Source organism: Arthrobacter sp. TE26545 (assembly GCF_056279005.1).
Map to the genome: position 1 here is coordinate 2459763 of NZ_JBWBQM010000001.1, position 26106 is coordinate 2485868.

At 65.7% G+C, this 26106-nt stretch carries 27 protein-coding genes; 5 read left to right on the top strand and 22 right to left on the bottom strand.

Going from position 1 to position 26106, the window contains the following annotated elements; all coding sequences use genetic code 11:
- Positions 1-53: 53 nt before the first annotated feature.
- Both ACZ9CK_RS11045 and ACZ9CK_RS11050 read right to left on the bottom strand, forming a co-directional pair.
- Entirely contained in the window at positions 54-1064 is a 1011-nt protein-coding gene (locus tag ACZ9CK_RS11045) for a co-chaperone YbbN (RefSeq protein ID WP_426298406.1), read from the bottom strand.
- A 38-nt stretch (positions 1065-1102) separates the two neighbouring features.
- Complete coding sequence (locus ACZ9CK_RS11050) at positions 1103-2833, bottom strand: DUF8094 domain-containing protein (RefSeq protein ID WP_476049972.1); 1731 nt, start codon at positions 2831-2833, stop codon at positions 1103-1105.
- 299 nt (positions 2834-3132) lie between these two features.
- On the opposite strand from ACZ9CK_RS11050, the gene ACZ9CK_RS11055 reads away from it, so the two are divergent.
- Positions 3133-4317, top strand: coding sequence for an AI-2E family transporter (locus ACZ9CK_RS11055; protein WP_426303467.1), 1185 nt, complete (start codon positions 3133-3135; stop codon positions 4315-4317).
- A 10-nt stretch (positions 4318-4327) separates the two neighbouring features.
- Here ACZ9CK_RS11055 and ACZ9CK_RS11060 read toward each other — a convergent pair whose 3' ends face one another.
- Together ACZ9CK_RS11060 and ACZ9CK_RS11065 are read right to left on the bottom strand one after the other, a co-directional pair.
- Positions 4328-5125, bottom strand: coding sequence for an alpha/beta hydrolase (locus ACZ9CK_RS11060; RefSeq protein WP_476049973.1), 798 nt, complete (start codon positions 5123-5125; stop codon positions 4328-4330).
- A 45-nt stretch (positions 5126-5170) separates the two neighbouring features.
- Positions 5171-5503 (bottom strand): ATP/GTP-binding protein, encoded by a 333-nt coding sequence (locus ACZ9CK_RS11065; protein ID WP_426298412.1) that lies wholly within the window; start codon positions 5501-5503, stop codon positions 5171-5173.
- Positions 5504-5568: 65 nt separating this feature from the next.
- Here ACZ9CK_RS11065 and nucS point away from each other — a divergent pair, with 65 nt between their 5' ends.
- The 3 genes from nucS to ACZ9CK_RS11080 all read left to right on the top strand — a co-directional run bounded on the left by nucS (position 5569) and on the right by ACZ9CK_RS11080 (position 8096).
- Complete coding sequence (gene nucS / locus ACZ9CK_RS11070) at positions 5569-6264, top strand: endonuclease NucS (RefSeq protein ID WP_426298414.1); 696 nt, start codon at positions 5569-5571, stop codon at positions 6262-6264.
- A 79-nt stretch (positions 6265-6343) separates the two neighbouring features.
- Positions 6344-7588 (top strand): N-acetylglucosamine-6-phosphate deacetylase, encoded by a 1245-nt coding sequence (locus ACZ9CK_RS11075; RefSeq protein WP_426298416.1) that lies wholly within the window; start codon positions 6344-6346, stop codon positions 7586-7588.
- A 304-nt stretch (positions 7589-7892) separates the two neighbouring features.
- Positions 7893-8096 carry a cold-shock protein gene (locus tag ACZ9CK_RS11080; protein ID WP_074589900.1) on the top strand — a complete coding sequence of 68 codons (204 nt, stop codon included), beginning with the start codon at positions 7893-7895 and terminating at the stop codon, positions 8094-8096.
- Between the two features lie 67 nt (positions 8097-8163).
- On the opposite strand, the gene ACZ9CK_RS11085 is transcribed toward ACZ9CK_RS11080, so the two are convergent.
- The 12 genes from ACZ9CK_RS11085 to ACZ9CK_RS11140 all read right to left on the bottom strand — a co-directional run bounded on the left by ACZ9CK_RS11085 (position 8164) and on the right by ACZ9CK_RS11140 (position 17755).
- On the bottom strand, positions 8164-8595 hold the full coding sequence (locus tag ACZ9CK_RS11085) for a DUF2550 domain-containing protein (RefSeq protein ID WP_426298418.1): 432 nt from the start codon (positions 8593-8595) through the stop codon (positions 8164-8166).
- A gap of 10 nt (positions 8596-8605) precedes the next feature.
- Complete coding sequence (locus ACZ9CK_RS11090) at positions 8606-8890, bottom strand: F0F1 ATP synthase subunit epsilon (RefSeq protein WP_426298420.1); 285 nt, start codon at positions 8888-8890, stop codon at positions 8606-8608.
- A gap of 1 nt (position 8891) precedes the next feature.
- Complete coding sequence (atpD, locus tag ACZ9CK_RS11095; protein WP_426298422.1) at positions 8892-10346, bottom strand: F0F1 ATP synthase subunit beta; 1455 nt, start codon at positions 10344-10346, stop codon at positions 8892-8894.
- A 76-nt stretch (positions 10347-10422) separates the two neighbouring features.
- Positions 10423-11310 carry a F0F1 ATP synthase subunit gamma gene (locus ACZ9CK_RS11100; RefSeq protein ID WP_426298424.1) on the bottom strand — a complete coding sequence of 296 codons (888 nt, stop codon included), beginning with the start codon at positions 11308-11310 and terminating at the stop codon, positions 10423-10425.
- Between the two features lie 71 nt (positions 11311-11381).
- Positions 11382-13019 carry a F0F1 ATP synthase subunit alpha gene (atpA, locus tag ACZ9CK_RS11105; protein ID WP_426303469.1) on the bottom strand — a complete coding sequence of 546 codons (1638 nt, stop codon included), beginning with the start codon at positions 13017-13019 and terminating at the stop codon, positions 11382-11384.
- An 81-nt stretch (positions 13020-13100) separates the two neighbouring features.
- Positions 13101-13928, bottom strand: coding sequence for a F0F1 ATP synthase subunit delta (locus ACZ9CK_RS11110; RefSeq protein WP_426298426.1), 828 nt, complete (start codon positions 13926-13928; stop codon positions 13101-13103).
- Positions 13928-14485, bottom strand: a complete 558-nt coding sequence (locus tag ACZ9CK_RS11115; RefSeq protein ID WP_426298428.1) for a F0F1 ATP synthase subunit B — start codon at positions 14483-14485, stop codon at positions 13928-13930. Before ACZ9CK_RS11115 ends, ACZ9CK_RS11110 begins: the two co-directional genes overlap by 1 nt.
- 52 nt (positions 14486-14537) lie before the next feature.
- On the bottom strand, positions 14538-14756 hold the full coding sequence (gene atpE / locus ACZ9CK_RS11120) for an ATP synthase F0 subunit C (protein WP_115788874.1): 219 nt from the start codon (positions 14754-14756) through the stop codon (positions 14538-14540).
- A gap of 79 nt (positions 14757-14835) precedes the next feature.
- The gene (gene atpB, locus ACZ9CK_RS11125; protein ID WP_115788873.1) at positions 14836-15636 is read right to left on the bottom strand and encodes a F0F1 ATP synthase subunit A; all 801 of its coding nucleotides are present in this window, start codon (positions 15634-15636) and stop codon (positions 14836-14838) included.
- Between the two features lie 81 nt (positions 15637-15717).
- Complete coding sequence (locus ACZ9CK_RS11130; protein WP_476049974.1) at positions 15718-16056, bottom strand: hypothetical protein; 339 nt, start codon at positions 16054-16056, stop codon at positions 15718-15720.
- The gene (locus ACZ9CK_RS11135) at positions 16043-16525 is read right to left on the bottom strand and encodes a Cg1360 family ATP-synthase-associated protein (RefSeq protein ID WP_426298433.1); all 483 of its coding nucleotides are present in this window, start codon (positions 16523-16525) and stop codon (positions 16043-16045) included. The genes ACZ9CK_RS11130 and ACZ9CK_RS11135 overlap by 14 nt, the downstream gene beginning before the upstream one ends.
- Before the next feature lie 117 nt (positions 16526-16642).
- On the bottom strand, positions 16643-17755 hold the full coding sequence (locus ACZ9CK_RS11140) for an MraY family glycosyltransferase (RefSeq protein ID WP_426298435.1): 1113 nt from the start codon (positions 17753-17755) through the stop codon (positions 16643-16645).
- A gap of 204 nt (positions 17756-17959) precedes the next feature.
- Between ACZ9CK_RS11140 and ACZ9CK_RS11145 the strand changes: the two genes are divergently transcribed.
- Positions 17960-18856 (top strand): glycosyltransferase, encoded by an 897-nt coding sequence (locus tag ACZ9CK_RS11145; RefSeq protein WP_426298437.1) that lies wholly within the window; start codon positions 17960-17962, stop codon positions 18854-18856.
- Positions 18857-18863: 7 nt separating this feature from the next.
- Here the strand turns inward: ACZ9CK_RS11145 and ACZ9CK_RS11150 are convergent, their stop codons facing one another.
- The 6 genes from ACZ9CK_RS11150 to thrB all read right to left on the bottom strand — a co-directional run bounded on the left by ACZ9CK_RS11150 (position 18864) and on the right by thrB (position 26096).
- Complete coding sequence (locus ACZ9CK_RS11150) at positions 18864-19625, bottom strand: WecB/TagA/CpsF family glycosyltransferase (RefSeq protein WP_426298439.1); 762 nt, start codon at positions 19623-19625, stop codon at positions 18864-18866.
- Positions 19626-19675: 50 nt separating this feature from the next.
- Complete coding sequence (locus ACZ9CK_RS11155; protein WP_476049975.1) at positions 19676-20494, bottom strand: L-threonylcarbamoyladenylate synthase; 819 nt, start codon at positions 20492-20494, stop codon at positions 19676-19678.
- A 12-nt stretch (positions 20495-20506) separates the two neighbouring features.
- Complete coding sequence (gene prmC / locus ACZ9CK_RS11160) at positions 20507-21379, bottom strand: peptide chain release factor N(5)-glutamine methyltransferase (protein WP_476049976.1); 873 nt, start codon at positions 21377-21379, stop codon at positions 20507-20509.
- 16 nt (positions 21380-21395) lie between these two features.
- Positions 21396-22469, bottom strand: a complete 1074-nt coding sequence (prfA, locus tag ACZ9CK_RS11165) for a peptide chain release factor 1 (RefSeq protein WP_426298445.1) — start codon at positions 22467-22469, stop codon at positions 21396-21398.
- A gap of 259 nt (positions 22470-22728) precedes the next feature.
- Entirely contained in the window at positions 22729-24819 is a 2091-nt protein-coding gene (rho, locus tag ACZ9CK_RS11170) for a transcription termination factor Rho (RefSeq protein WP_476049977.1), read from the bottom strand.
- A gap of 302 nt (positions 24820-25121) precedes the next feature.
- Positions 25122-26096 (bottom strand): homoserine kinase, encoded by a 975-nt coding sequence (gene thrB, locus ACZ9CK_RS11175; protein WP_476049978.1) that lies wholly within the window; start codon positions 26094-26096, stop codon positions 25122-25124.
- Positions 26097-26106 lie beyond the last annotated feature (10 nt).

Below are 26106 nucleotides of genomic sequence, written 5' to 3' on the forward strand. Positions count from 1 at the left end.
GCGAAGCTCATCCGAACGGACGAGGCGACCGCCGTCGTCGGAACAGCCCTCTGTCAGAACAGCACGCGGGCGAGGCCCTGCCGCGCCTTGGCCACCCTTTCGTCCGCAATGCCGACGACGTCGAAGAGTTCCAGCAGCCGCACGCGTGCGGTTTCGCGCTCGGCGCCGAAGTTGCGGCCGATGAACGAGATAATGCGGTTGAATCCGTCGTCGATGTGTCCACCTGAGACATCGAGATCGGCAATGGCGAGCTGGGCCTCGAGATTATCCGGTTCCTGCGCGGCCTGCTGGCGCAGGGCGTCCGCCTGCGGTGCGGAAATCGCTTCCAGCCGCTGCATCAGTTCCACCTGGGCGAGCCCGGCCTTCGCCTCACGGTCCGCCGGCTGTTCGGCAAGGGCCTGCCGGTATGCCTGGGCGGCCGCGGCATAGTCGCCGGCCTCGATTGCGTCGAAGGCTGCCTGGTGCAGGGGCGGCACCGGTGCTTCCTGCGGCGCCGCGGACTCCCCGCGGACACTGCCGGTCACGCCGTTCTCGGCCGCGACCTTCAGCAGTTCGTCCAGCAGTGCACGGATTTCGTGCTCCGCCGCGGGCCCTTGGAACAGCGGCAAAGGCCGGCCCTTCAGGACGGCAACAGCGGTGGGGACGGCTTCGATCCGGAAGGCATCCGCCAGTTGGGGGAAGGCATCGATGTCCGCCGCTGCGAGGACGATCCGGCCGTCATAGCTGTCGACGACGTCTTCCAGGGTCTGCAGCAGCGTGCTGGACTCCGGCGAGTAGCGGGCCCAGAGCAGGAAAAGCACCGGGATCCGTGCCGAAAGCTCCACCAGGTCCTGGAAGTTCGCTTCGTTGGCATCCACGCGGAGCGGACGCACGGCACCCTCCGGCCCCGAATCCGGATTTCCGTCCTGGGTGCCGCGGGCTGGTGCGGCCGCGCCGTTGCCCTGGCCCGGCGGCGCGGGCGGCGGTGCCGCCGGACGCCGGAGCGCGGAGAGGTCGACGGCGCCGCGGAGGTTGAGCTGGCTGGCGGCGGCCGGGGAAACGGGTCGTGATCCTGGCGAACTCATAGAGTCCACTCTATCCGTTTCACCGGCCGCCGCTTCGCCTACTTGACGCTGGCGCTGGTAAGCCAGCGGAAGGCGGCCACGAGCTTCATCGGCTCGCTGGATCCGGTCGGCGGAACGTAGATGGCTACCGATTCGGCGAACGTCTGGGAGGTGCCCACCGAGCTCGACTCCTTGCCTGCCAGCACGGCCGCGGCCTTGTCGGCGATCAGCGTGTCGCCTTTGGTCTTGGGAGTGGTCGCGTAAACGAAGTCGAGCCGGCCCACAACGAGGGCGCCGCCGTCGGAGGTGCGGAAGACCTTGGTCTCAGCGGGCACCGGGGTGTGCGTGAACTTGAAGACCCCGTTGCTGCCCGCCTTGACGGACTCCTTCTGGTACTCAAGGGTGTCGGAGATATACGGCGAACCCGTGCCTTCAACCAGCTTGGTCTTGAACGCGGACTCCGTCTTGGAGAGCCGGTCAGCCAGTGCCGCCATGGCTTCGGTTCCGCTGTAGAGCAGCCCGGTCTTGTCGTCGGCCGCAGACTGCTTGGTGCCGCCCAGCGGGATCGCGGGGAAAGAGGAGCCAGGCTGCATAGGGGCCGTGGCCAGGAGCTTGTAGTTCTCCCGCGGAGCAGACTGGCTCAGAGTCAGCACCTGCGGCACGACGTTGCCGTCACCCTGGGTCACGGCGACAACCGTGCGGGGCCAGCTGCGCTGGGTGGTTACGACGCTGCCCAGCAGTTTGCTGGCGCGCACCGGCATGGGCGCCCGGTAGGCCGAGATCTTGGCGCGGATCTTGTAGTTCTGCGAGCGCACCAGCAGTTCGGTGCCGCCGAGCCGGGTCTTCAGCTTCGCGGCGTCGCGGGCTGCGTCACCGGCCGAAACGGCGTTGGCAACCTGTTCCAGGATGCGCTTGAGCTGGGCGTCGACCAGGACGGGCACGTCGGCGGCCGCGGAAGCGCCCTGCGACGCCGACGGCGAGGGGGATTCTGCAGCTTGGGCCGCTACAAGCGGTGCCCCTGCGAGTGCGGCGGAAAGGGCGCCCGCAAGCAGGACCCGCAGGGCGGTGGTGCCGCCCTTCTCCTGCGGAGCTTCGCCCTTCAGCGGGGCGGGGCCCGCAGCTTCCCGGCCGGCTTCCGCCGGCGCCTTGCTCCCGGAACCGCCGCCGGAACCGCCGTTTCCGCCGTTTCGTGCACCCAGGAACCTGCTGAGCAGGGGCATTGCGGCGCCTGCCGCGATGATGACGGAGCCGAAGATGATAAGCGGGACAGCCCACGGCATGGCGGTGTCATTCGGGTACGTCACGGAAATCGATGCCGGCGCGGGCTTGGTGCCGTCGCTGGCGAGCAGGAGGGACCATTCGCCGTCGGCCGGCGGGCTCCACGTATATTCAAGCTGTCCGCTGGCGCTTTCGGTTTCGACCCAGAGGTCGGACCCGGCCGGGGCCGGTGCAGTTGCTTCGCCCTCGGTGCTGGCGACCTGAAGCGACTTGCCGTCCTCCGAGACCCCGCTGACCGTGTTGTGGGCGGTCTTGCCCACCCAGGCGTCGACGTCGTCGGGGCGGCCCACGGCCAGCACGAAGTTGCCTTCGCCCTTGATCGTGATCCGGCTTGGTCCGCCCTGGTGGTCCAGGAGGCCTTGCCCGATCACAGTCAACGGGGCGGCTTTCGTATCGCCGGGAGCAGACGCGGTCACGGTGTCGGCAGGAGCCCAGAAGGTCAACTGGCCGATGCCGGCCAGCAGTATCAGCAGGCCCAGCAGCGCCAGGGAGGCTGCAGTCTTCAATCGCACAGGAATACCAATCATCAGCGGTCGTTGAGCTTTAAGGGTAACGGTTTTGTTACCCGGCGGTCGGTCGCGGGGCTCGCCTCGTGGCCCCCGGATTCCCCTCAGCGACGGGGCAAAACCGCAGATTCATGCTGCTGGTAGGGTGACGAACAACATTGGAATCGGCTTTGCCTGCGGGGCCGCACGGAATGCAAAGGCAGTAGAAGCGCGTGAATGAGCACAAGTCCCCGACGCCTCCCGGGCCGTCCGACGACGCGGAAGGAACCGCCCAAGCGGCAAACGGGCGGGCACCCAGGGCGGGCATGTTCGCCGTGCTTGCCCGCAGGCTCCGGCAGCCCCTCCCCGGTGCCCAGCCGCGGCTGCGGTTCGAGATGCCTCCGGAGCTCGACGGCGGCGATGACTCCGCGCTCGACGATGGCGACGCCCGCTTCGGTTCCCCCGGCCCCCGGATGTCCGCACAGCACCCGCTTTACCTCGGATTCATGGGAACGGCCGGCGTCGGCGCGGCACTGCTGCTCTTCTACATCGGCACCCACACGGCCCAGCTCCTGCTGTGGATCGTGACCGCGCTTTTCATCGCGCTGGGACTGGATCCGGTGGTCCGCTGGCTCGAGACCCGAAAGGTTCCGCGCCCCGCGGGCATCCTGCTCGCCGTCGGGGTGTTGGCCGTAGGTGTCGCAAGCTTCTTCGCCACGCTGATCCCCACCATCGTCGAGCAGGTGACCGAAATCGTGGGCCAGGCGCCCACCTGGATCCGGGACTTCCTGGATTCGGAGTTTTTCCGGACCCTGGACAACCAGTTTGGGGTGCGGGACCGGATCAGCCAGGAGCTGGACAAGTTCGTCAAGAACCCCGACGCTATGGGCGGCATCTTCGGCGGCGTGGTGGGCTTCGGTTCCACAGTGGCCAACAGCCTCTTCGGCGCGCTGATCGTGCTGGTGCTCAGCCTGTACTTCCTGGGCGCCCTGCCCGCCATGAAGAAATGGGCCTACCGCCTGGCGCCCCGGTCCCGCCGCCCCCGGGTCGAGGCCCTCTCGGAAGAGATCACCCGTTCCGTGGGCAACTACGTGATCGGCCAGGCATGTGTGGCCCTGCTCAACGCCCTGTTCGCCTTCATCGTCATGAGCATCCTCGGCGTTCCGTTCAGCGTGCTGCTGGCCTTCGTGGTCGCACTGCTCGCGTTCATCCCGCTGGTCGGCGGCATGATCGCCGCGGTCGTGGTGATCCTGGTGGCCCTCACGCTGGGCTGGCAGACCGCGGTGGTCTACGCGATCTGCTACTTCGCCTACCTGCAGTTCGAGGCCTACTTCATCTCGCCGCGCATCATGCAGCGTGCCGTCGCGGTACCGGGTGCGGTGGCTGTCATCTCGGTGATCGCCGGCGGCAGCCTGCTGGGCGTGCTCGGCGCGCTCATTGCGATTCCCACCGCGGCGGCGACCATGCTGCTCATCAAGGAAGTCTTCATCGTCCGCCAGGACCGCCACTAGCGACCAGGCGCTAGGCCGCCGTCGCGAACGGACCTGCCCACTCGCGCGGCAGGCCATCGGGACCGGCGCCGGCTTCGGTGACGTCGTCGACGATCTCGTCCAGCACCCGCGCGGCGTACTTCTCGCCCACCCACAGGTGCTTGGCGCCGTCGACCCCCAGCAGCCGCGCCTGGGGCACGAGGCTGAAGCGCTCGGCTGCCTCGGCCGGCTGCAGGAAGTCGTCGTGTTCCGGAACCAATACGGTCAGCGGTTTGCCTGAGGACGCCCATTCCTTCAGGTGGACATCCGTCGCGCGGTGCAGCGGCGGGGAGAGCAGGATGGCGCCCTCCACCTCGGAGGCCACCGGATCGACAGCACCGTACATGAGCGCCAGTTCAGTGCCGAAGGACCAGCCCACCAGCCAGCGGTTCGGCAGGCCGCGCCCGACGGCGAAGCGCACTGCGGCCTCGACGTCATACCGTTCGCCGATGCCCTCTTCGAAGCTGCCCTGGCTGGTGCCCCGGGGCGAATGGGTGCCGCGGGTGTTGAAGCGGAGCACCGCGACGCCGGCCAGCGCCGGAAGGCGGTAGGACGCCTTCCGGTAGACATGGGAGTCCATGAAACCGCCGTGGGTGGGGAGCGGATGCAGCGTGATGAGCGTCGCTGTGACTTCCCCCGATTCCGGAAGCGCCAGCTCCCCCACCAGGACCTTGCCGTCTTCGGTTTCGATTTCGATGTTTTCCCGGCGCGCCGGCAACACGGTCGAGGCGCGGATGGCCACGGGAGCCTGAGCTTGGGTGAACACGAACGAAGCGGGGTCGAAAGTCATGCTTCCAAGGGTATCCCCGCCGCCCGCATGGCGCCCTGCCGTGCCTCAGCGGTAGCGGTAGGTGCGCCCCGTCCAGCACTTGTTGTGCCAGTGCCGGCGTTCCTCCAGGCCGGCGGCATCGCCCAGCAGGTGGCTTGCCGACCACACCACCAGGTGGGCCGTTCCCGGCAGGATCGCCATCGAACAGCCGGGGCAGACATAGTTCTTCTCGGCGTTCCTTGCGGTCATAGTGCGGACGATCCATTCGCCGTCGGGAGCGACCTCCCGCCGCGCAATCCCGGCCCTTGCCCGTTCCAGGTCCAATTCGGGAGCTTCGGCACCGCGGGTCCACTTCGAATTCGCGGAGCCTGTGCGGCGGGGACGGTTGGAACGGGGCATGGCTCCATTCTGCCCCAGAGCCGGCGGCCGGGCGGCACCCCGTCACAGGCAGTAAAGTTGAGCGGGTGCGACTCGTCATAGCCCGCTGCTCAGTTGATTACGTCGGCCGACTCAAGGCCCACCTGCCCCTGGCCACCCGGCTCCTCCTGGTGAAGGCCGATGGTTCCGTGCTGGTCCATTCGGACGGCGGTTCCTACAAGCCCCTGAACTGGATGAGCCCGCCGGCCACCCTACGCGTCACCACCCCCGAAGAGGCCGAGGTGGAAGAAGGCGTCGTTGAACAGTGGACAGTGCAGTCGGCCAAGACCGACGACCGCCTGATCATCAACATCTACGAGCAGCTCCACGACACTTCCCACGAGCTGGGCACAGACCCTGGCCTTATCAAGGACGGCGTGGAAGCGGACCTCCAACGCCTGCTGGCCGAGCAGATCGAAACCCTGGGCAGCGGCTACTCCCTGATCCGCCGCGAGTACTTCACCGCGATCGGCCCGGTGGACATCCTGGCGCGCGACGCCGACGGCGGCACGGTCGCCGTCGAGCTCAAGCGCCGCGGTGACATCGACGGCGTCGAGCAGCTCACGCGCTACCTCGAACTGCTCAACCGCGATCCCCTGCTGGCCCCTGTGCGCGGGATTTTCGCAGCCCAGCAGATCAAGCCGCAGGCCAAGGTCCTCGCGAACGACCGCGGGATCGACTGCGTGACGCTCGATTACGACGCGATGCGCGGCGTGGACGACAGCGAGTCCCGGCTCTTCTGATCGCCATTGATTGAAATATTTTAGTTTCGCTCACTAGCAATCAGTAGACTGAGCGGCTCCGCCCAATAGAATCAATGGCATGACAGACCCGAGCCTGCCTTCGGCCATGCCCACGCCACCCCGCCAGCTCATCAGCGGAACCATCGTCAGTGACGGGGCCGTCATCGAGGACGGGCTGGTGGCCGTGGACGGCGACCGGATCGCCTTCGCCGGACCGCTCGGGGACTTCGACGAGAACGCCTTCGAAGGATTCACCGGACTGCCCAACGCTACGCCACCGGCGGGCCGCTACCTCCTGCCCGGCTTCGTCGACGTGCATTGCCATGGCGGCAACGGCGGCGACTTCCCGGGCGGCGACGAGGACTCGGCACGCAAAGCGATCGATTTCCTGCACCGCTCGGGAACCACCACGCTCCTGGCGAGTATGGTCACCGCCTCGCGGGAGGACCTGCTGCGCGGCATCGGCCTCTACGTGCGCCTGGCCGACGAAGGGCTGCTTGCCGGCATCCACCTCGAGGGACCGTTCCTCTCGCATGCCCGCTGCGGCGCCCAGAACCCCGCCTACCTCCTGGAGCCCGACCTCTCGCTCATGGCCGAGCTGATTGAAGCTGCCGCGGGAAAACTGGCCACCATGACGTACGCGCCGGAACTGCCCGGCGCCGCCGAGCTGGTGGACCTGATGACCTCGCACGGCGTGACGCCGTCATTGGGCCACACCGACTGCGACGACGCCACCGCCACCGCGTCCCTCGCGGCCGCCCGGGATGGGCTGGCGTCGGCAGGGTTCGACGGAGTCAGCTCACTTCCCACGGTCACCCACCTGTTCAACGGGATGCGACCCCTTCACCACCGCTCCCCCGGCCCCGTGGCTGCCTGCCTGCGCGCCGCGCAGGCGGGCAAGGCCGTGGTGGAACTGATCGCCGACGGCACACACCTTGCCCCTGCAACCGTAGCCACCGTCTTCCAGCTGGTCGGCGCCGCCAACATCCTGCTGGTCACGGACTCGATGGCGGCCGCCGGACTGTCCGACGGCAACTACATGCTCGGGCCCTCGCCCGTCACTGTCAGCGGCGGCGTCGCCACGCTGGACGCCACCGGCTCGATTGCCGGCGGCACCGCCACCATGCTCGACGTCGTGCGACACACTGTGGCGGCCGGCGTCGGACTGGCGGATGCGGTCCTCTCGGCAACAGCGGTCCCCGCAGCAGTGCTGGGCCTTGCCGATGAAGTGGGCGGCCTCCGGCGGGGCCTGAGGGCCGATCTCGTGGTGGTGGACGGGGACCTTGAGCTGGCCGCCGTCCTGCGCCAAGGGGCCTGGCTTTAGGCTGCCTGCACAAAGGCGGGGGCTATTACCTTATTTATACCGAAATGCCGTTACCTTCTTTTTACTTAAATTTTCCCGGAATTCCCCGGCAGACCGTTGACCAGCACTAATGGCCATGAAAGTGTTGTAGCAGTCTTTGTGTAGGTGTGATTCATGCTCGCAAGACTTGTTGCGAGCGTGAAGCTCCTGCAATACCAGCCAGGCAATGCCAGGGCGGAATTCAGGTCTTCTCGCGGAGTGACTAAGCGCGGCACGCAGTGTGCCGGACTTAAAGAAGAAGTTCCACAATGAGGAGAAACGAATAATGGCACTGGGCACTGTCAAGTGGTTCAACGCTGAAAAGGGCTTCGGCTTCATCACCCCGGACGACGCCGAAGGCGACGTCTTCGTCCACTACTCGGAGATCCAGACCTCCGGCTTCCGCACCCTCGACGAGAACCAGCGTGTTCAGTTCGAAATCGGCCAGGGCGCCAAGGGCCCGCAGGCCACCGGCGTGACCGCGCTCTGATCGAGCCACGCAAACGGAAAAGACCCGGGCAGGCTGCCCGGGTCTTTCTGTTTGAGCTTCCTGGAATTCAGCGCCAGGTTCCGACTCCGATCACCGGGCCGGCCTCCAGCCAGGAGGACAGCCCCGCATAGGCTTCGAAGCGCATGGCAAGCATGAAGGACTCGCCTTCGTGCCGTAGTTCAACGACCACAACGTCGGGCTGCAGCTTGGTCAGTTCGGTCTCACTGGGCTTCCGGCGGCCGAGCAGTTCCAGGGAACTGCGTTTGAAGCTGTGCCGGGGGCGGAAGCTCAGTGACAGTAGGCTGAACCATTCCAGCTCGGAGTCCTGATAACGACAAACCCCCATCCGCCAGCTGTTTCCAGCCATGCAGATGGAGGCGTCCACGGTGCCGAGGGCGCGCCGCAGATTGAAGCGGCGCACCCCCACGAGGCACAGTGTCAAAACAAGCAGGCCAAAGGCACTTGCCAGGATGATGAACGGAAAAACAGAATCGTCCATCAAGGTCGTGCTATCGGATCCCCGCGGTAGCTGATTCACCCAGCTGGGCGTTGTCAGCAACAATGACCACCCGGTTGTTGTCGACGGAGAAGAATCCCCCGTCGACAGCCACCGCGATGCGGTCTCCGGAAACCGGCTCGATTGCCAGCTCGCCCTCGGCCAGGATGGCGAGCAGCGGCGAGTGGCCCGGCAGGATTCCGATTTCACCATCGCTGGTGCGGGCCTTGACCATCTTGGCCGCGCCGGACCACACGAAGTGGTCCGCCGCTACAATCTCAACCTCGAGCTCAGCCATGCTACTTGGTCTGTTCCTGGATCTTGGCCCACTGGCGCTCGACGTCATCCATGGCGCCGACGTTGAAGAACGCCTGCTCAGCGATGTGGTCGACGTCGCCGTCGCAGATGGCCTTGAAGCCCTCGATGGTGTCCTTGATGGACACGGTGGAGCCCTCGACACCGGTGAACTGCTTTGCAGTGTAGGTGTTCTGGGAGAGGAACTGCTGGATGCGGCGGGCACGTGCCACGACGATCTTGTCTTCTTCGGACAGTTCATCGACACCGAGGATGGCGATGATGTCCTGGAGTTCCTTGTTCTTCTGCAGGATCTGCTTCACGCGCACAGCGGTGTCGTAGTGGTCCTTGCCGATGTACTGCGGGTCGAGGATTCGCGAGGTGGAGGTCAGCGGATCCACGGCCGGGTACAGGCCACGGGATGCGATTTCACGGGAGAGTTCCGTGGTCGCATCCAGGTGGGCGAAGGTGGTTGCCGGAGCCGGGTCGGTGTAGTCGTCAGCCGGGACGTAGATGGCCTGCATCGAGGTGATGGAGTGGCCCTTGGTCGAGGTGATGCGCTCCTGGAGGAGACCCATCTCGTCGGCCAGGTTCGGCTGGTAACCCACGGCGGAAGGCATGCGGCCCAGAAGGGTCGAAACCTCGGAACCGGCCTGGGTGAAGCGGAAGATGTTGTCGATGAAGAGCAGCACGTCCTGGTTCTGGACATCGCGGAAGTACTCCGCCATGGTCAGGGCGGACAGCGCCACGCGCAGACGCGTTCCCGGCGGCTCGTCCATCTGGCCGAACACAAGGGCGGTGTCCTTCAGAACGCCGGCCTCTTCCATTTCGACCCAGAGGTCGTTGCCTTCACGGGTACGCTCGCCGACACCGGCGAACACGGAAGTACCACCGAAGTTGCGGGCAACACGGGTGATCATTTCCTGGATCAGAACGGTCTTGCCGACGCCGGCGCCACCGAACAGACCGATCTTGCCACCCTTGATGTAGGGGGTGAGAAGGTCGATGACCTTGATGCCGGTTTCCAGCATCTCGGTGGAACCTTCGAGGGACGCGAAGCTCGGAGCCTTGCGGTGGATCGGCCAGTAGGCGTCAGCCTTGATCTCGGACTCGTCAACGTCGAGCGGCTTGCCGAGCACGTTGAAGATGTGGCCCTTGACACCGTCGCCGACGGGCACGGAAATCGAGGCGCCGGTGTCCTGCACGGAGGTGCCGCGGACAAGTCCGTCGGTGGCCTGCAGGGAGATGGCACGGACGAGGTTGTCACCCAGGTGCTGGGAGGTCTCGAAGGTGATGGTCTTGGTCTCGCCGTTGAGGGTTACCTCGGTGGTGAGTGCGTTGTAGATGGACGGGATTGCGTCGGCCGGGAATTCGACGTCGACAACCGGGCCAATGACACGGGCAATGCGGCCGGTGGCACCGGCCGTTGCGGCTACGTGCTCGGTAGCGGTGGCAGTCATCTCTCTCACTTCGTTCAGTAGATGGCGTGGGGTTAAGTTTATCTGTTTGGTGCGGCTGCGACTGATGCCGTACCGGTTACGCGCTGAGGGCGTCGGCGCCGGCCACGATCTCGGACAGTTCCTGCGTGATTTCAGCCTGGCGGGCCGTGTTCCGCAGTCGCGTGTACTTCTTGATCAGCTCGGTCGCGTTGTCACCGGCCGACTTCATCGCGCGCTGGCGGGCAGCGAGCTCGGATGCTGCGGCCTGCAGCATCGCTGCGAAGATGCGGGACTCGATGTAACGCGGAAGCAGTGCATCAAGGACCTGCTCGGCTTCCGGCTCGAACTCGTACAGCGGCAGCAGTTCCGACTCGCTGACCGCCTGCTCTTCGACTTCCAAGGGAAGAAGGCGGACCACGGTGGGTTCCTGCGTCACCATCGACTTGAAGCGGGTGTACACAACGTGGATTTCGTCCACGCCGCCTTCCGCGTAATCGGTGGCGAACTCTTCGAGCAGGGCAGCGCCGATTTCCTGCGCCGTCGCGAACTCCGGTGCGTCCGTTCCGCCGGTCCAAACACGGGCGTAGGGGCGGCTGCGGAAATCGAAGTACGCCTGGGCCTTGCGCCCGAGCACGTAGGTCTTGACGTCCTTGCCTTCAGCACGGAGGAGTTCGTTGAGTCCTTCGGCCTGCTTGAGCACGCTGGCGGAGTAGGAACCGGCCAGGCCACGGTCAGAGGTGATGACCAGGACGGCGGCACGGCGGATCTGCTCCGGCTCGGTGACGAGCGGGTGGTCGATTTCGTTCTGGCTCGCGACAGCAGAAACGGCACGGGTAATCGCATTGGCATACGGCAGCGAAGCTGCAACGCGGGCGCGGGCCTTACCGATGCGCGAGGTAGCGATCAGCTCCATCGCCTTGAAGATCTTGCGCATCGACGTCGTCGAGGAGATCTTCTGGCGGTAGACCCGGATCTGGGCTCCCATACTTATCCTTTCCTAAGATCCCGGTGCCGGGCCGGCCGGAGCTTGCGCTCCGGCCGGCCCGGTCAACGGAACTAGCGCTTCTGCTTGACGATCTTTTCCTGGTCGACTTCGCCGCCGGAGATCGCTTCGTGCTCTTCGTGGCCGGCGCCAACCAGACGGTTGTCGCCTTCCCCGAAGAAGCCCTTCTTGAAGTCAATGATCGAAGACTTCAGCGCCTCAACGGTGTCGTCATCCAGGACGTTGGTCTGAGCCAGCGTGGTCAGGATGGAGGACTTGTGCTTCAGGTGCTCCAGGAACTCGGACTCGAAGCGGTTGATGTCCTCAACCGGCACGTCGTCCAGGTAGCCGTTGGTGCCTGCCCAGATGGAGACAACCTGGTCCTCGACCGGGAACGGCGAGTACTGGCCCTGCTTGAGCAGTTCCATCAGGCGGGCGCCGCGGGTCAGCTGCTGGCGGGAAGCTGCGTCCAGGTCCGATGCGAACATCGCGAAGGCCTGCATGTCGCGGTACTGGGCCAGGTCCAGCTTCAAGGTACCGGAGACCTTCTTCATGGACTTGACCTGGGCCGCGCCACCCACGCGGGAGACGGACACACCGACGTCAACAGCGGGACGCTGGTTGGCGTTGAAGAGGTCCGACTGGAGGAAGATCTGACCGTCCGTGATGGAGATGACGTTGGTCGGAATGTAGGCGGAGACGTCGTTGGCCTTGGTTTCCACGATCGGCAGGCCGGTCATGGAACCTGCGCCGAGCTCGTCGGAGAGCTTGGCACAACGTTCCAGCAGGCGGGAGTGCAAGTAGAAGACGTCGCCCGGGTAGGCTTCGCGTCCCGGCGGACGGCGCAGGAGCAGGGACACTGCACGGTAGGCTTCGGCCTGCTTGGACAGGTCGTCGAAGATCACCAGGACGTGCTTGCCGGCGTACATCCAGTGCTGGCCGATGGCGGAACCGGCATAGGGAGCCAGGTACTTGAAGCCGGCCGGGTCGGATGCCGGAGAGGCCACGATCGTGGTGTACTCCAGGGCTCCGTGGTCTTCCAGGGTCTGGCGGACAGCGGCGATGGTGGAAGCCTTCTGGCCGACACCCACGTAGATGCAGCGGACCTGCTTCTGCACGTCGCCCGAAGCCCAGTTGGCCCTCTGGTTGATGATGGTGTCCACGGCGATGGCGGTCTTGCCGGTCTGGCGGTCACCGATGATCAGCTGGCGCTGGCCGCGGCCGATCGGAATCATGGCGTCGATTGCCTTGAGACCGGTCTGCATCGGCTCGTGCACCGACTTGCGCTGGGTCACGCCCGGAGCCTGGAGTTCCAGTGCACGGGTGGTCTCAGCCTTGATCTCGCCGAGGTCGTCGATCGGCTGGCCCAGCGGGTCCACAACACGGCCGAGGAAGGCGTCGCCCACCGGAACGGACAGGATCTCACCGGTGCGGTGGACTTCCTGTCCTTCTTCAATACCGGTGAAGTCACCGAGGATGATGACACCGATTTCGCGGACGTCGAGGTTCTGGGCGAGGCCCAGCGTGCCGTCTTCGAAGCGAAGCAGCTCGTTCGCCATGACCGAGGGAAGACCCTCAACACGGGCGATGCCGTCACTTGCGGCGGTCACGCGACCAACCTCTACGCGCTCTGCGTTACCGGGTTCGTAGGACGCCGCGAACTCGTTCAACGCATCACGGACGTCGTCGGCGTTGATGGTCAATTCGGCCATCTGCAGTCCCTGCTCTCCTGTTTTCGTGATCATCGTTGTCACGATGACCGGGTTTTGTATCAGTTAGTTGTTCTTGTCCGGCTAGCCGGCGAGTTGCCGGCGGAGTTCGGACAGGCGGGCCACGACCGAAGCGTCGAGCACTTCGTCACCCACCTGGACCCGGATTCCACCGATCAACGCCGGATCAACGTTGACGTTGACCTTCAGTTCACGGCCGTAGAGGGCATCGAGCCCGGCCTGCAGGCGGCTGGCCTGCGTTTCCGTCAGCGGACGGGTGACGCTGACGGTCGCAATCCAGCGCTGCTGGCGCTTGGCGGCGAGTGCCGCGAAGCTGTCGACGAGCTTTACCGCCTTGATCCCGCGCGGCTGGGACACCGCCTGGCCAATGAGGAGCTTGGCTTCCTCGCTGGCGCCCGGGACCAGTTTTCCGGCAAGAGCAACCTTCGCTGCAGCGGAAGCCTGCGGCTCAGCCAGAGCAGCTTGTACATCGTGGCTGGAAGCAACGGCCTGCTTGAAGGCAAACAGTTCGTTCTCCAGCCCTTCCAGCCCCGTGATTCCGGAGGCAGAAACGGCCGACTTGTTTTCAGCCACGGCGATGACCACCGTGGCGGCAAGAGTCTCGAGTGCATCGCCGATGTCACGTGCGGCTGCCCAGCGCGAGCTGGCCAGTCCGGACATGATTTCCGCAGCATCAGCGGAGACTTTCCCGCCAAACAGCTGCTTGACCAGCGCCGACTTCTCTTCTCCGCTGCGGGAGGGGTCAGTCAGGGCGCGGCGCAAGCCAGCCGAGCTGTCTACCGTTCCCAGGATTCCGAAGAGTTCCCTAGCCAACTGCAGCGAGGCGAGCGGAAGCTTGGCTTCCAACTGCTCCAGCGCCGAGGTCAGCGATTCGCTCGATACACCTGCCATTACTTAGCTGCACCTGCGTTCTGGGACTCCAGATCTGCCAGGAAGCGGTCCACCACTCGGGCGGAGCGCTCGTCATCGTTGAGCGCTTCGCCCACGATGCGGCCTGCCAGGGTCGTGGCCAGGGTGCCCACCTCGGAGCGCAGGGCAACAACAGCCGCCTGGCGCTCGGACTCGATCTGGGCGTGAGCCTGCTCGGTGATGCGCGCAGACTCGGCAGCGGCCTTGGCCTTCAGGTCGGCAAGGATCTGCGCACCTTCGCCGCGGGCTTCCTCACGGATCCGGTTGGCTTCGGCGCGGGCATCGGTGAGCTGCTGCTTGTATTCCTCGAGAGCTGCAGAAGCTTCGGCCTGTGCCTTTTCAGCCTTGGCAATGCCGCCTTCGATCGCTTCGGCGCGCTCTGCGAAGGTCTTCTCGAACATCGGGACAACAAACTTGACCACGATGAACAGGAGGACAGCAAAGCCGACGAGAACGACGCCCATCTCCCAGACATTGGGAGTAAGGGGCGATGCGGACTCCTCGCCTTCAGTGGCGGCTGAGATGATCAGCTGATTCATATTTCACCCGTCCTATCTACTCGTTACTGATTGTTCGCTTGGTTCAGCAGGTTTAGCGAAGAACGAAAGCGAAGACCAGGCCGAGGATGGCGAGAGCTTCAGTCAGGGCCAGACCAAGGAATGCGATCGGCTGCAGCACGCGCTGGGCCTCAGGCTGACGGGCAACACCGTTGATGTAGGCAGCGAACACGAGACCCACACCGATACCACCGCCGATTGCGGAGAGGCCGTAGCCGATGAGGTTGAGGGAGCCGTTGATGGAGCCTTCCATTTTTTTCCTTTCAAGATGCCACGTTCGTGGCAGGTTGTTTGGTTTGCTTCATCCCCCGAAGGGGAAGTCTGTGGGTGCCTTAGTGGCTGTCGGCGTGCAGTGCGCCTTCGATGTAGATCGCAGTCAGCAGGGTGAAAACGTACGCCTGCAGCGCCATGATCAGGGCTTCCAGCATGTACATGGCGACCGCGCCGACAAGGACCAGCACGGAAGCGCCCTTGAGGAGGACGTTCTCCTGCATCACGAGGAACTCGATGCCGGAACCGGCGAGCATGACGATCAGGTGGCCGGCGAGCATCGTCGCAAAGAGACGGAGGCTGTGGGTGACCGGACGGACCAGGAAGTTGGAGATGATTTCGATCGGCACGACGATCGGCAGGATGTACCACGGCACGCCGGACGGAACCGTTGCGAGCTTGAAGTACTTGATGCCGTTCTTCTTGAGGCCGATGCCGATCCAGGTGACGTACACGATGGCTGCCAGCACATAGGCGCCGCCAACGTGGGAGAAGCTCGGAAGCTGGATGTACGGGATGGCGCCGTAGATGTTGTTCACCAGGATGAAGAAGAACAGGGAGAACAGCAGCGGGACGTACTTAATGAAGTCACGGCCGCCGATGATGTCCTTGGCGATGCTGTTACGGACGAAGCCGTAGGCCATTTCACCCGCGAACTGCAGCTTGCCGGGAACCAGCTGCTGCTTGCGTGCAGCAAGGATGAAGAAGGTGGCGATAATGACGACCGACAGGATGACCAGCAGCATCTGCTTGGAGAATCCTTCGTGCGCACCCCACGGCAGGATAGCCGGCAGGTGCATTTCGTCGATTCCGGGAGGGGTGAAGGTCCCTGAATCCTGGGCCGGGAGCGCAAGCGCGATCAACGCGTTTCCTCTCTGCAGTGTCCATCATTGGGCTTTGGTGAGAATCGGTCCGCGTTGCCGGCGGCCACTTCCCGTGTGAAATTATTTGGCATTACTGTGCCCCGTCCTGGGACGGACCGCGGCCTGCTTGTTCCCACCCGAAGGAGAGCCTTGACGGGTGAGGCCGTGCATATGGGAAAGGTAAAACCCCCCTGCGGCTCCAAGCAGAGCGCCTAGGAGCACAATCCAGCGGGTCCCCCACAGATAATCCAGTCCCCACCCTATCAAACTCCAGACAATGATTCCGCCGACGATGTAGCTGAAGACGGCGATGCCGGCGTTGTATCCGCCGTCGTTTCCGTCGTTGGCTGCGTCGTCGGAATTGCCGGAGCCGGAGGGGGCCGGAACGGACTTCCGGTGTTCGTGTTCAGGCTTTGCCATCGTGGCCTCCTTCGCTGGGCGAGGGGTCGTTGTAGATCTGCAGGCGTGCCTTGCTGAATCCCAGGATCTCGGCGGCCTGCCACACGATGACGGTGACGACCGCGGCGATCAGGAACCAGCGGCCGTGCAGCCACGGAGGGGCACCGAAGACGAACAGGACGACGGCGAAGCCGACAACCTTGACGAAGTAGGTGGCCACGAAGAGTCCCACTGCGCCGGAGGGATTGTTACGTCCGACGAAATGGCCGATCAGGAGGCTGATCGCGAAGAACACGATTACCAGCGCACCACCGAAGGCGACGGACAACGCGCCCTGGCCGCCATTCAGGACCGCGGCAATGACCGCAGTGACAGCAAGGGCCAGCACAGCCGCCGTCGTACTCAGGACAAGGAGCCTGAGCCACAATGAGCTTCCGCCGACGGCAACGCCAAACTGCTTGGACTGATGTCCATCGGCGTTGGAAGTCATGGGGATGCCAATCGTCGAGGCAGGGGATGCCAGGTCTCAAAGAGGGTGGGTGCGCGTGCGAGTGACTGCCCGCACCAAGAATTCTACATGAGATAGAACTGTGATGTTAACGCGCCGTCATTGGCGGGTCCGGCTGCCCCTGCGCGCAAAGTACGGCCACGCCGTGACGACGGCCATGACCAGTGCCGCAGCGATGTCGATGGTGAGCACGACCTGCCACGGGAAGATCGCGAAGGCGAGGCCGCCGAAGGCCAGGATGGCAGTCCAGACGTACATCATCAGCACGGCCGTGCGGTGCGAGTGGCCGAGTTCGATCAGCTTGTGGTGCAGGTGGCCGCGGTCCGCCGACCAGGGCGATTGTCCCCGGGCCGTGCGGCGGACGACGGCGAGGCCCAGGTCCAGCAGCGGCAGCGAAAGAATCGCGAACGGCAGCAGGATGGGGATAATCGTGGGAATACCGTTGACGCGATCGTAGAGTCCGGAACTGATCTGTCCGGTGGAGACGACACCGGCCGAGGCCATGACCAGGCCGAGCAGCATGGCACCGGAATCCCCCATGAAGATCCGGGCAGGGAACCAGTTGTGGGGCAGGAAGCCGATGCAGCAGCCCACGAGGATGGCCATCAGCAGGGCCGCAAGGTCGGAGCGGTCCAGGAGGACCGCATTGCGGTGCACCCAGTAGGCGGTCAGGAAGAATGCCACTCCCCCGATGGCGGCAACGCCCGCGGCAAGGCCGTCCAGGCCGTCGATGAAGTTGACGGCGTTCATGGTGGTGACGATCAGCAGGGCGGTGACGACGATCCGCAGCGCTTCGGACTCTATATGGATGGGTTCGGGGATGAAGGGGATCACGGTCATCCGCACACCCCACACAGCCACCACGGTCGCGGCCAGTGCCTGCCCGATCAGCTTGATCCACCAGCGGATGTCCAGGAGGTCGTCTGCGAGGCCGACGGCGACGATCACCAGGACGCCGGCAAGGATTCCCCAGGGCGCCGCATTGCCCCGGAAGATGTCCTTGACGAAGAAGGAATTGCTAGCCACCACCAAGGCGACGGCGAAGCCGGCACACAGGCCCAGTCCGCCCAGGCGGGAGATCGGCACCGAATGCATGTCGCGGCTGCGGATCGGCCCGAACAGCCGCATCTTCTTCGCCAGGAGCCGCGCGCCCCAGGTGGTCAGATACGCCACCACGGCAGCCGTGAGCATCATGAGGGAGTACATGATCACGTGGCGGCTCCTGAAGACGGTGATGGTTTGCGCCCTTGCGATGCGTTGCGGGATGTGCCCGCAACGCCCTGCGCACCGCCGGATATTGCTGTACTACAGTTGGACTCTGTCCAAGATACTAGCGGCAACAGCAGCCGTGCTCCGGCACTCGCACCCTCAAGGCGAGCCGGTTGCCACGCTGCGCCGCTCCGGAAGGATCCCCCAATGCCCGTGCCGGTTGCCGTTGCCGCCGTGACTTTCGACCGCCCCCGCGAGCTGGCAACACTGCTCGACGCGATCCAGGCCCAGAGCGCCCCGGTCCAGGCCATCTGCCTGGTGGACAGCGGCACCGCCCCGGCCCGTGACGTTGCGGCGAAGCATCCGAACGTCGACTATGTGCGCTCCGAGGCCAACCTGGGCGGGGCCGGCGGCTTCGCCCTGGCAATCCTCAAAGCCGTGGCCAGCGGCGCCGAGTGGGTCTGGATCATGGACGACGACGCCGAACCCACCGATCCTGCCTGCCTCGAGACCCTGCTGCGCGAGGCGGAATCCCGCCAACTCGACGCCGTGGTGCCGCTGGTGCTGGCGCCCGGGCAGCCGGACAAGTTGTCCTTCTTCTTCCGGATCGACGGCAAGGTGACCCACGACCGCGCCGAGGTCGAAAAGGCGGGGTTCCTGCCCGACGTCGGGCATTTCTTCAACGGTGCCCTGATCCGTTCGGATGTCTTCTTCAAAGTGGGGGTGCCGGACATCCGGCTGTTCATCCGCGGCGACGAGGTGGACTTCATGATCCGCCTGCGCAAAGCGGGCATCCGCTTCGGCACGGTGGCGACGGCGTCGATCAGCCATCCGCACGCCTTCTCCGAAACGAAGCACGTCTTCGGGGCCCGTTGGCATGTGATCGTCCCGGAAGGCGCCTTCAAGCGCTATTTCTACTACCGCAACCGCGGCTACCTCATCCGCCGGTACCGTCGCGTGAAGTCCCTTGTGGCCGACGTCGGCGGGTACCTCGGCTATTTCCTCCCACGGGGCGATTTCCGCGGGCTCGCGGAATGGTTCCGCGCTTTCTCCGCAGGACTGCGCGGCAAGGGCTTTGGCCCGCTGGACCAGCAGAAATTCTGACGGCTCGTTAGCGCCCCAGGATCCGCTTCCGCAGCAGGAGGCCAAGCAGGACCCAGGGCTCGCCGAATACGCGGTAGGCAACCCGGCCCGGATGCAGGAGCAGGCGCCAGGCCCACTCCAGCCCCAGCCGCCCCAGCCAGCGCGGCGCGAGTTTCTGGACGCCGCCCAGTTGCTCAATGGCACCGCCGACGGCGGCATACACCGCAGGTGGAAGCTGATCCAGCCGGCGCAGGAGCACCGACTCCTGCAACGGCATGCCGAGCCCGAGCAGCACCATTTGGGGCCGGAATTCCGCGAGCCATGCGACGGCGGCTTCCTCCTTGGCCCCATCCCAGGCCTCGCCGGGCCGGCCGGTGACCTCGGCACCTGGAACGATGCCGCGCAGCTTCTCCACCGCCTTGGCATTGGCGTCGGCGCCGGCACCGATGACGGCGATGCGCTCCAGTCCCTGCAGCCGGCCGAGTTCGGGCAGCCAGTCGGTGGAACCCAAGCGGTAGGCCATGGCGGCGCTCCGTCCCCGCCGGCCGTGGGCCTTGCCCCACAGCATGGCCACGGGGGCCCCATCCAGGAGGATCACGTCGCTGCGCTCATAGAGGGCGCGGAAGTCCGGCCGCGAATGCAGCAAAGTGATGCTGTGCAGGTTGTGGCCGACGACGAGCCTGGCGCGGTCTTCGGCGAGGAAGACCTCGAGCACCTCCAGGAGTTCGTCCACCCGCAGCGCGGTGACGTCCACGTCCAGGAAGGGGACCCGGTCCTTGCTCAAGTCCATGTGGTCCACCCCGTCCGGGGCCATCCGGCCCCCATGCGCCCTTCCAGGAGTCATCCGGCAGCAGGCCCGCTGGATGGTGCATTGCCCGGCTGGGTCTTTTCGACTTCCGGCTCAGGGCCTTCGCTGGCCACGTCTTCAGGTGCCGCTTCCTCGGGCTCTTCCGGGGGCGGGGGCACCTCTTCGGCTTCGGGCATGGGTTCGGGCGCGACCTCGCCCAGGGCCAGGACGCCGGGAACCAGCTGCCGGAGCTGTTCGAGGGAAACGGCCCCCTCCCGCACCACGCGCAGGGGCAGCGCGGTGGCGTCAACGATCGTGGAAGGCACGCCTTCTTCCCCGTCGACGGGCCGCAGCCCGCCTTCCAGGTAGACCTCCACGGACTCGGCGAGCTGCTCCTGCGCTTCGGCCGCGGTGCGGGCTGCCGTCTGGCCGGTACGGTTCGCGGAAGAGACCGCCAGCGGGCCCGTGCGGTTGAGCAGTTCGAGGGCGATCTCGTCGTCGGGCATCCGCAGGGCCACAGTGCCGCGGGTTTCGCCGAGGTCCCAGTCCAGGGAAGGCTGGGCGTGGAAGATCAGCGTCAGTCCGCCCGGCCAGAAGGTTTCTGCCAGCTTGCGGGCCTCGTCGGAGACCTCCGTGGCGAGGCCGTCCAGAGCGCCAAGGCGCGGAATCAGCACCGGCGGCGGCATCTGCCGGCTGCGGCCTTTGGACACGAGCAGCATGGTCACTGCCTGCGGCGAAAAGGCATCAGCAGCGATGCCGTACACGGTGTCCGTAGGCATCACGATGCATTTCTTCTCGCTGATGGCGCGCTGGGCGTGTTCGATGCCATCCGCGCGTGCTTCCTCTGAGGTGCAGTCGTAGCTAGTGGTCACTGCGTTATTCTTTCACTCCCGCGGGGTGCCCGGTGACAGGACCGCGCTCGTCGCCCGCTGCTTGCCGTTGAGGTCGATGTGCGAGGTGACATCCGTCCAGCACCCTGCCTCGCGCAGGTGCCCGGCAATCCATCCGGCTTGTACCTCGGCGTGCTCCATCACGAAGTAGCCCCCCGGCTTCAACAGGCGGGCCGCGGAGGCCGCGGCCGCCGTCGGAAGCTCCATGCCGTCGGCTCCCCCGCCGTACAGCGCCTCGGGAGGATCATGCAGCGCCACTTCGGGTTCGTTCGGGATGGCTTCGGCCGGGATGTACGGCGGGTTGGAAACCACGACGTCGAAGCTGCCGTTGTGCTCGGGCAGCGCGTCGCGGAGATCTCCGTGGACAAGTTTGACGCCCAGTGGCTGCAGGTTCTTCGCTGCCCAGGCATGCGCGAAGGCGCTGAACTCGACGGCGTGGACTTCGGCGCCCGGCACTTCGTGGGCTATCGAGGCGGCGATTGCTCCCGAACCGGTGCCCAGGTCCACCACTTTCGGGCGGTCCATTCCGGCAAGCCGGTCGATCACGAGCTGGACGACTGATTCCGTTTCCGGACGCGGAATGAAGACACCGGGCCCGACGGCGAGCGTCAGGTAGCGGAAATGCGCGACGCCGGTGATGTGCTGGAGCGGCACGCGGCTGGCGCGCTCGGCAACCAGTTCGCCGTAGCCCTCGGGCGCCGGGGCGTCGCCCAGCAGCATCGCCCGCAGCCGGCCGAGGCCGACTCCGAGAAGGTGCTCTGCGAGGAGTTCGGCGTCAACGCGCGGCGTGGGCACGCCGGCATCGCTCAGGACGACAGTGGCCTCGCGGACGGCGTCCGCGAGGCTCTGCCCGCTCTCAAAAGCCATCGGATCCGGCCCGGCGCTACTCGCCGAGGGCGTCCAGGCGCGCCTGCTCGTCCATCTCGATGGCGGACTGGATGACCGGTTCCAGGTCACCGTTCATGACGGCGTCCAGGTTGTAGGACTTGTAGCCGGTGCGGTGGTCCGCGATGCGGTTTTCCGGGAAGTTGTAGGTACGGATGCGCTCAGAGCGGTCCATGGTGCGGATCTGCGACTTGCGGTGCTCGGCGCTTTCGGCGTCAAGCTGCTCCTGCTGGTGGGCCAGCAGGCGGGCCCGGAGCACGCGCATGGCGGCTTCGCGGTTCTGCAGCTGGGACTTCTCGTTCTGCATGGCGACCACAATGCCCGTGGGCAGGTGGGTGATGCGCACGGCGGAGTCAGTGGTGTTCACGGACTGGCCGCCGGGGCCGGAGGAACGGTAGACATCGATCTTGAGGTCGTTCTGGTTGATCTCGATCTCTTCGGGCTCGTCCACTTCGGGGAACACCAGCACGCCGGCCGCGGAAGTGTGGATGCGGCCCTGGGATTCGGTGGCGGGAACGCGCTGCACGCGGTGCACGCCACCTTCGAACTTCAGGCGGGCCCACACGCCTTCGGCGGGGTCGTTGGAGGAACCCTTGATGGCCATCTGGGCGTCCTTGTAACCGCCCAGGTCCGATTCCGTGGACGAGATAAGCTCGGTCTTCCAGCCGCGGGCTTCGGCGTACCGCGTGTACATGCGCAGCAGGTCGGCAGCGAAGAGCGCAGCTTCCTCACCGCCTTCACCGCCCTTGACCTCGATGATGACGTTGCGCGCGTCGTCCGGGTCGCGCGGGATGAGCAGGCGCCGCAGTTTCTCCTGCGCGAGCGGAAGCTTTTCCTCGATCTGCTCCACCTCGGCGGCGAAGTCGGGATCTTCGGAAGCCATCTCTTTGGCAGCTTCGAGATCGTCGGTGAGACCGCGCCACCTGTTGTACGCCTCCACGATGCCCTGCAGCTGCGCGGAGCGGCGCCCCAGCTTCCGCGCCAGGGACTGGTCGGCATAAACGGCAGGATCGCTCAGCTGCGCCTGGATGGCGGCATGCTCATCAAGCAATCCCTGTACGGACTCAAACATCTCTCAAACCTCTTTCGACTTGCACAAGTCTAGTGACTGCAACGCGGGGTCACTTACGGCCCATTCCGAGGGCCCGGATGGGCCGTATCCGACCCCGCGTTGCTGTAGGCCAGGAATTCTCTTTAAACCAACGACCGCTCAAAATATGCCGGCCCGGGAGTGGCTTCGGGCCTGCCGTAGCCGGGGTGGCTCTGGATCGCAGATCCAAAGCCACCCCGGCGGAGGGGCGGGGCCGGCATATTTTGAGCGGTAAACGCAGCTACTTGTCGTTATCCGACTTAGCGCCCAGCGTCGTCTTCTGCACCTGCATGAGGAACTCGACGTTGCTGCCGGTTTCCCGGATCTTGTTGGTCAGCAGTTCAAGGCTCTGCTGCGTTTCGAGTCCGGAGAGGACGCGGCGCAGCTTCCACATGATCTTGACTTCCTCGGCCGAAAGCAGGTTCTCTTCGCGGCGGGTACCGGACGCGTTGACGTCCACGGCCGGGAAGATGCGCTTGTCTGCCAGCTGGCGGGACAGGCGGAGCTCCATGTTGCCGGTGCCCTTGAACTCTTCGAAGATGACCTCGTCCATCTTGGAACCGGTCTCCACGAGGGCGGTTGCCAGGATGGTCAGCGAGCCGCCGTTTTCGATGTTGCGGGCTGCACCGAAGAAGCGCTTCGGCGGGTACAGGGCGGCGGAATCCACACCACCCGACAGGATACGGCCGGAAGCCGGTGCTGCCAGGTTGTAGGCACGGCCCAGTCGGGTCATCGAGTCCAGGAGGACCACCACGTCCATGCCCATTTCCACGAGGCGCTTGGCGCGTTCGATGGAGAGCTCGGCAACGGTGGTGTGGTCGTCGGCGGGACGGTCGAAGGTGGAGGCAATGACCTCGCCCTTGACGGTGCGCTGCATGTCCGTGACTTCTTCGGGGCGTTCGTCAACGAGCACCATCATGAGGTGGACCTCAGGGTTGTTGGTGGTGATGGCGTTGGCGATGGACTGCAGGATGAGCGTCTTGCCGGCCTTCGGCGGGGAGACGATCAGGCCGCGCTGGCCCTTGCCGATCGGGGCCACGAGGTCGATGACACGCGGACCGATCTTCTTGGGGTCGGTCTCGAGGCGCAGGCGCTCGGAGGGGTACAGCGGGACGAGCTTGGCGAATTCGACGCGGTCCTTGAGCTCTTCCGGGGTCTTGCCGTTGACGGAAGTGACGCGGACCAGGGCGTTGAACTTCTGGCGGGCGGACTGCTGGTTGCGGTCCTCGCCGTCGCGCGGGGCACGGATCGCGCCGACGACGGCGTCGCCCTTGCGCAGGCTGTACTTCTTGACCTGGGCCAGCGAGACGTAGACGTCGTTGGCGCCGGGCAGGTAGCCGGAGGTGCGGATGAACGCGTAGTTCTCGAGGACATCCAGGATGCCGGCGACCGGCAGCAGGACGTCGTCTTCGGTGACCTCGACGTCGTCGACATCCGGGCCCTGGGCGCGGCCGCGGCGGCGTTCGTTGCGGTCGCGGAAGCGGTCGCTGCGGGTGTTGGTTTCGCGGCGGTCGTTCTGCTCGCCGCGATCGTTGCGGTCGCGGCGGTTGCGGCGGCTGCGGCGGCTGCCGCCTTCTTCGCCGTCGTTCTCGTCACGGCGGTTGCGGTTGTTGTCCCGGCGTTCGCGCTGTGCGCCCTCGCCGCCTTCAGCGGGCTGCTCGGTGCGGCGCTGCTCGCCCTGCGGCTGACGGTCACCCTGCGCCTGGCGCTCACCCTGCGGCTGACGCTCACTCTGTGCCTGCTCGGCCGGGCGGGCTTCAGCGGTCTCGGCCGTCTCGGCAGAGGTGGCGCTTTCGCCACGGCGGCGGTTGCGGGTGCGCGGCTGGCGACGCTCGCCGGCTGCTTCGGCGCCCTCTGCGGGAGCGGCAACGGGTGCTGCCGCTTCAACGACGGCGGCGGGTGCCGCGGCCTCGGCGGCTTCTGCTGCCGGGGCGGCAACAACGCCGTCGCTGCTTGCGCGGCGGCTGCGGCCACGGGTACGGGCGCGGGTACCTTCCGGTGCCGCGTTTTCCTGCGGAGCAACGGCTTCGGCAGGCTCCGCAGCGGTTGCTGCGGCCTTCGCGGCCGTCCTGGTCTCGGTTTCGGCCTTGGCGGGAGCCTCGGCCTTGGCCTCGGTCTTCACCGGGGCCTTGCTGGCGCTTGCGCCGGCACGGTGCGCGGAGATTGCCGCTACGAGGTCTCCCTTGCGCATCCGGGAGCCGCCGGAAATGCCCAGCTGGCTGGCGAGGGCCTGCAGCTGTGCAAGCTTGAGCCCTGCAAGGCCGCTGCTTTTGGCGGGTGCGGCGGCTGAGTTTGTGTCCACAGCTGGAGCCAGCTCAGTGGTTTCTGTCACGAAGGATCCTTCCCCCTCGACGTCGCCCGGACTGGAGCCGGGCGCGATGATGTGTTCTGGACTGCAGTTCAGATCTGCAGCCGGGATGTCGGCCTTGCCGCTTATTGAGCCAGCAAGGCCCGAATTTGATGACGTCTTCGATGCCCCGGAATGCGGGGCACGGGCTGGCGCTGAAGGAAACAGAGTCGATCTGCAATGCCTGCGACAGGCCGAAAAGGAGACGACACCGGCAGGGACTTCGACACAGTGGACGATGGAACGTACCTGTTGCCAGGGTCCAATGTCAGGGAACTGCCCGCGGTTTACCGCCGGTGCAGTTCCACTCTAGCACCTTCAACGTCCACTGCCAGCGTCAGCACGCGCCAGGCGACGCCGGGTGTGTTGTCCGCAGCGAAGCGCGAAATCCGCGAAACGACGGCTGCGGCTTCCTCTTCACCGTTGGCCAAGGCCAGAACAGTGGGACCGGCGCCGGACACAACGGCGGCGTACCCTTCCGAACGGAGTGCCGCAATCAACTGCGCGCTCGGCTGCATTGCCTCCGCCCGGTAGCTCTGGTGCAGGTAGTCCTCGGTAGCCGGCAGCAGGAATTCCGGGGCCTTGGTGAGGGCATGGATCAGCAGGGCGGCCCGGCCGGAGTTCATGGCCGCCGCGTGGTGGCCCACCGAGGCGGGCAGCAGGGCGCGGGCGGTTTCGGTGGAAAGTTCGTAGTCCGGAACCGCCACCACGGGGATGACGGAAGGAACGACGTCGGCCCGCGCGCTGCTGTACTGCTCGCTGTCCTGCCAGGACAGCGCCAGTCCGCCGAAAATCGCGGGAGCGACGTTGTCCGGGTGCCCTTCCATCTCGCTGGTCAGCTGCAGGATCCACTCGCGGCTGCGCTGCGAGTCCTCGGGAACCAGCGCATTTGCGGCCGTGACGGCGGCGACGACGGCGGAGGCGGAGGAACCGAGGCCGCGGCCGTGGGGGTTGACGTTCTCGGCCGTGATCTTCAGGCCGTTGTGGCGGAATCCGAGGCGTTCAAGCGCTGCGTTGATAGCGCGGACCACGAGGTGGCTGGCATCGCGGGGCAGCGTGTCCGCGCCTTCGCCGGAGAGCTCGAATTCGAGCTCTCCGTTGTCCAGGGTTTCCACGGTCAGGGTGTCGTAGATGGACAGCGCGAGTCCGAGGCTGTCGTACCCGGGGCCGAGGTTGGCGCTGGTCCCGGGAACCCGCACGGTCAGCTGCTGCCCCGCCGCGAGCGTCGTAAGTTCGCCCGCGACGGGCTGCGTCGTTTCCACTCTTTGTTTT

Coding starts and splice junctions, on each gene's coding strand:
- ACZ9CK_RS11045 (WP_426298406.1), bottom strand. CDS start 1,064: ATGAGTTCGCCAGGATCACGACCCGTTTCCCCGGCCGCCGCCAGCCAG.
- ACZ9CK_RS11055 (WP_426303467.1), top strand. CDS start 3,133: ATGTTCGCCGTGCTTGCCCGCAGGCTCCGGCAGCCCCTCCCCGGTGCC.
- ACZ9CK_RS11060 (WP_476049973.1), bottom strand. CDS start 5,125: ATGACTTTCGACCCCGCTTCGTTCGTGTTCACCCAAGCTCAGGCTCCC.
- ACZ9CK_RS11065 (WP_426298412.1), bottom strand. CDS start 5,503: ATGCCCCGTTCCAACCGTCCCCGCCGCACAGGCTCCGCGAATTCGAAG.
- ACZ9CK_RS11075 (WP_426298416.1), top strand. CDS start 6,344: ATGACAGACCCGAGCCTGCCTTCGGCCATGCCCACGCCACCCCGCCAG.
- ACZ9CK_RS11080 (WP_074589900.1), top strand. CDS start 7,893: ATGGCACTGGGCACTGTCAAGTGGTTCAACGCTGAAAAGGGCTTCGGC.
- ACZ9CK_RS11085 (WP_426298418.1), bottom strand. CDS start 8,595: ATGGACGATTCTGTTTTTCCGTTCATCATCCTGGCAAGTGCCTTTGGC.
- ACZ9CK_RS11090 (WP_426298420.1), bottom strand. CDS start 8,890: ATGGCTGAGCTCGAGGTTGAGATTGTAGCGGCGGACCACTTCGTGTGG.
- atpD (WP_426298422.1), bottom strand. CDS start 10,346: ATGACTGCCACCGCTACCGAGCACGTAGCCGCAACGGCCGGTGCCACC.
- ACZ9CK_RS11100 (WP_426298424.1), bottom strand. CDS start 11,310: ATGGGAGCCCAGATCCGGGTCTACCGCCAGAAGATCTCCTCGACGACG.
- atpA (WP_426303469.1), bottom strand. CDS start 13,019: ATGGCCGAATTGACCATCAACGCCGACGACGTCCGTGATGCGTTGAAC.
- ACZ9CK_RS11110 (WP_426298426.1), bottom strand. CDS start 13,928: ATGGCAGGTGTATCGAGCGAATCGCTGACCTCGGCGCTGGAGCAGTTG.
- ACZ9CK_RS11115 (WP_426298428.1), bottom strand. CDS start 14,485: ATGAATCAGCTGATCATCTCAGCCGCCACTGAAGGCGAGGAGTCCGCA.
- atpE (WP_115788874.1), bottom strand. CDS start 14,756: ATGGAAGGCTCCATCAACGGCTCCCTCAACCTCATCGGCTACGGCCTC.
- ACZ9CK_RS11130 (WP_476049974.1), bottom strand. CDS start 16,056: ATGGCAAAGCCTGAACACGAACACCGGAAGTCCGTTCCGGCCCCCTCC.
- ACZ9CK_RS11135 (WP_426298433.1), bottom strand. CDS start 16,525: ATGACTTCCAACGCCGATGGACATCAGTCCAAGCAGTTTGGCGTTGCC.
- ACZ9CK_RS11145 (WP_426298437.1), top strand. CDS start 17,960: ATGCCCGTGCCGGTTGCCGTTGCCGCCGTGACTTTCGACCGCCCCCGC.
- ACZ9CK_RS11150 (WP_426298439.1), bottom strand. CDS start 19,625: ATGGACTTGAGCAAGGACCGGGTCCCCTTCCTGGACGTGGACGTCACC.
- prmC (WP_476049976.1), bottom strand. CDS start 21,379: ATGGCTTTTGAGAGCGGGCAGAGCCTCGCGGACGCCGTCCGCGAGGCC.
- prfA (WP_426298445.1), bottom strand. CDS start 22,469: ATGTTTGAGTCCGTACAGGGATTGCTTGATGAGCATGCCGCCATCCAG.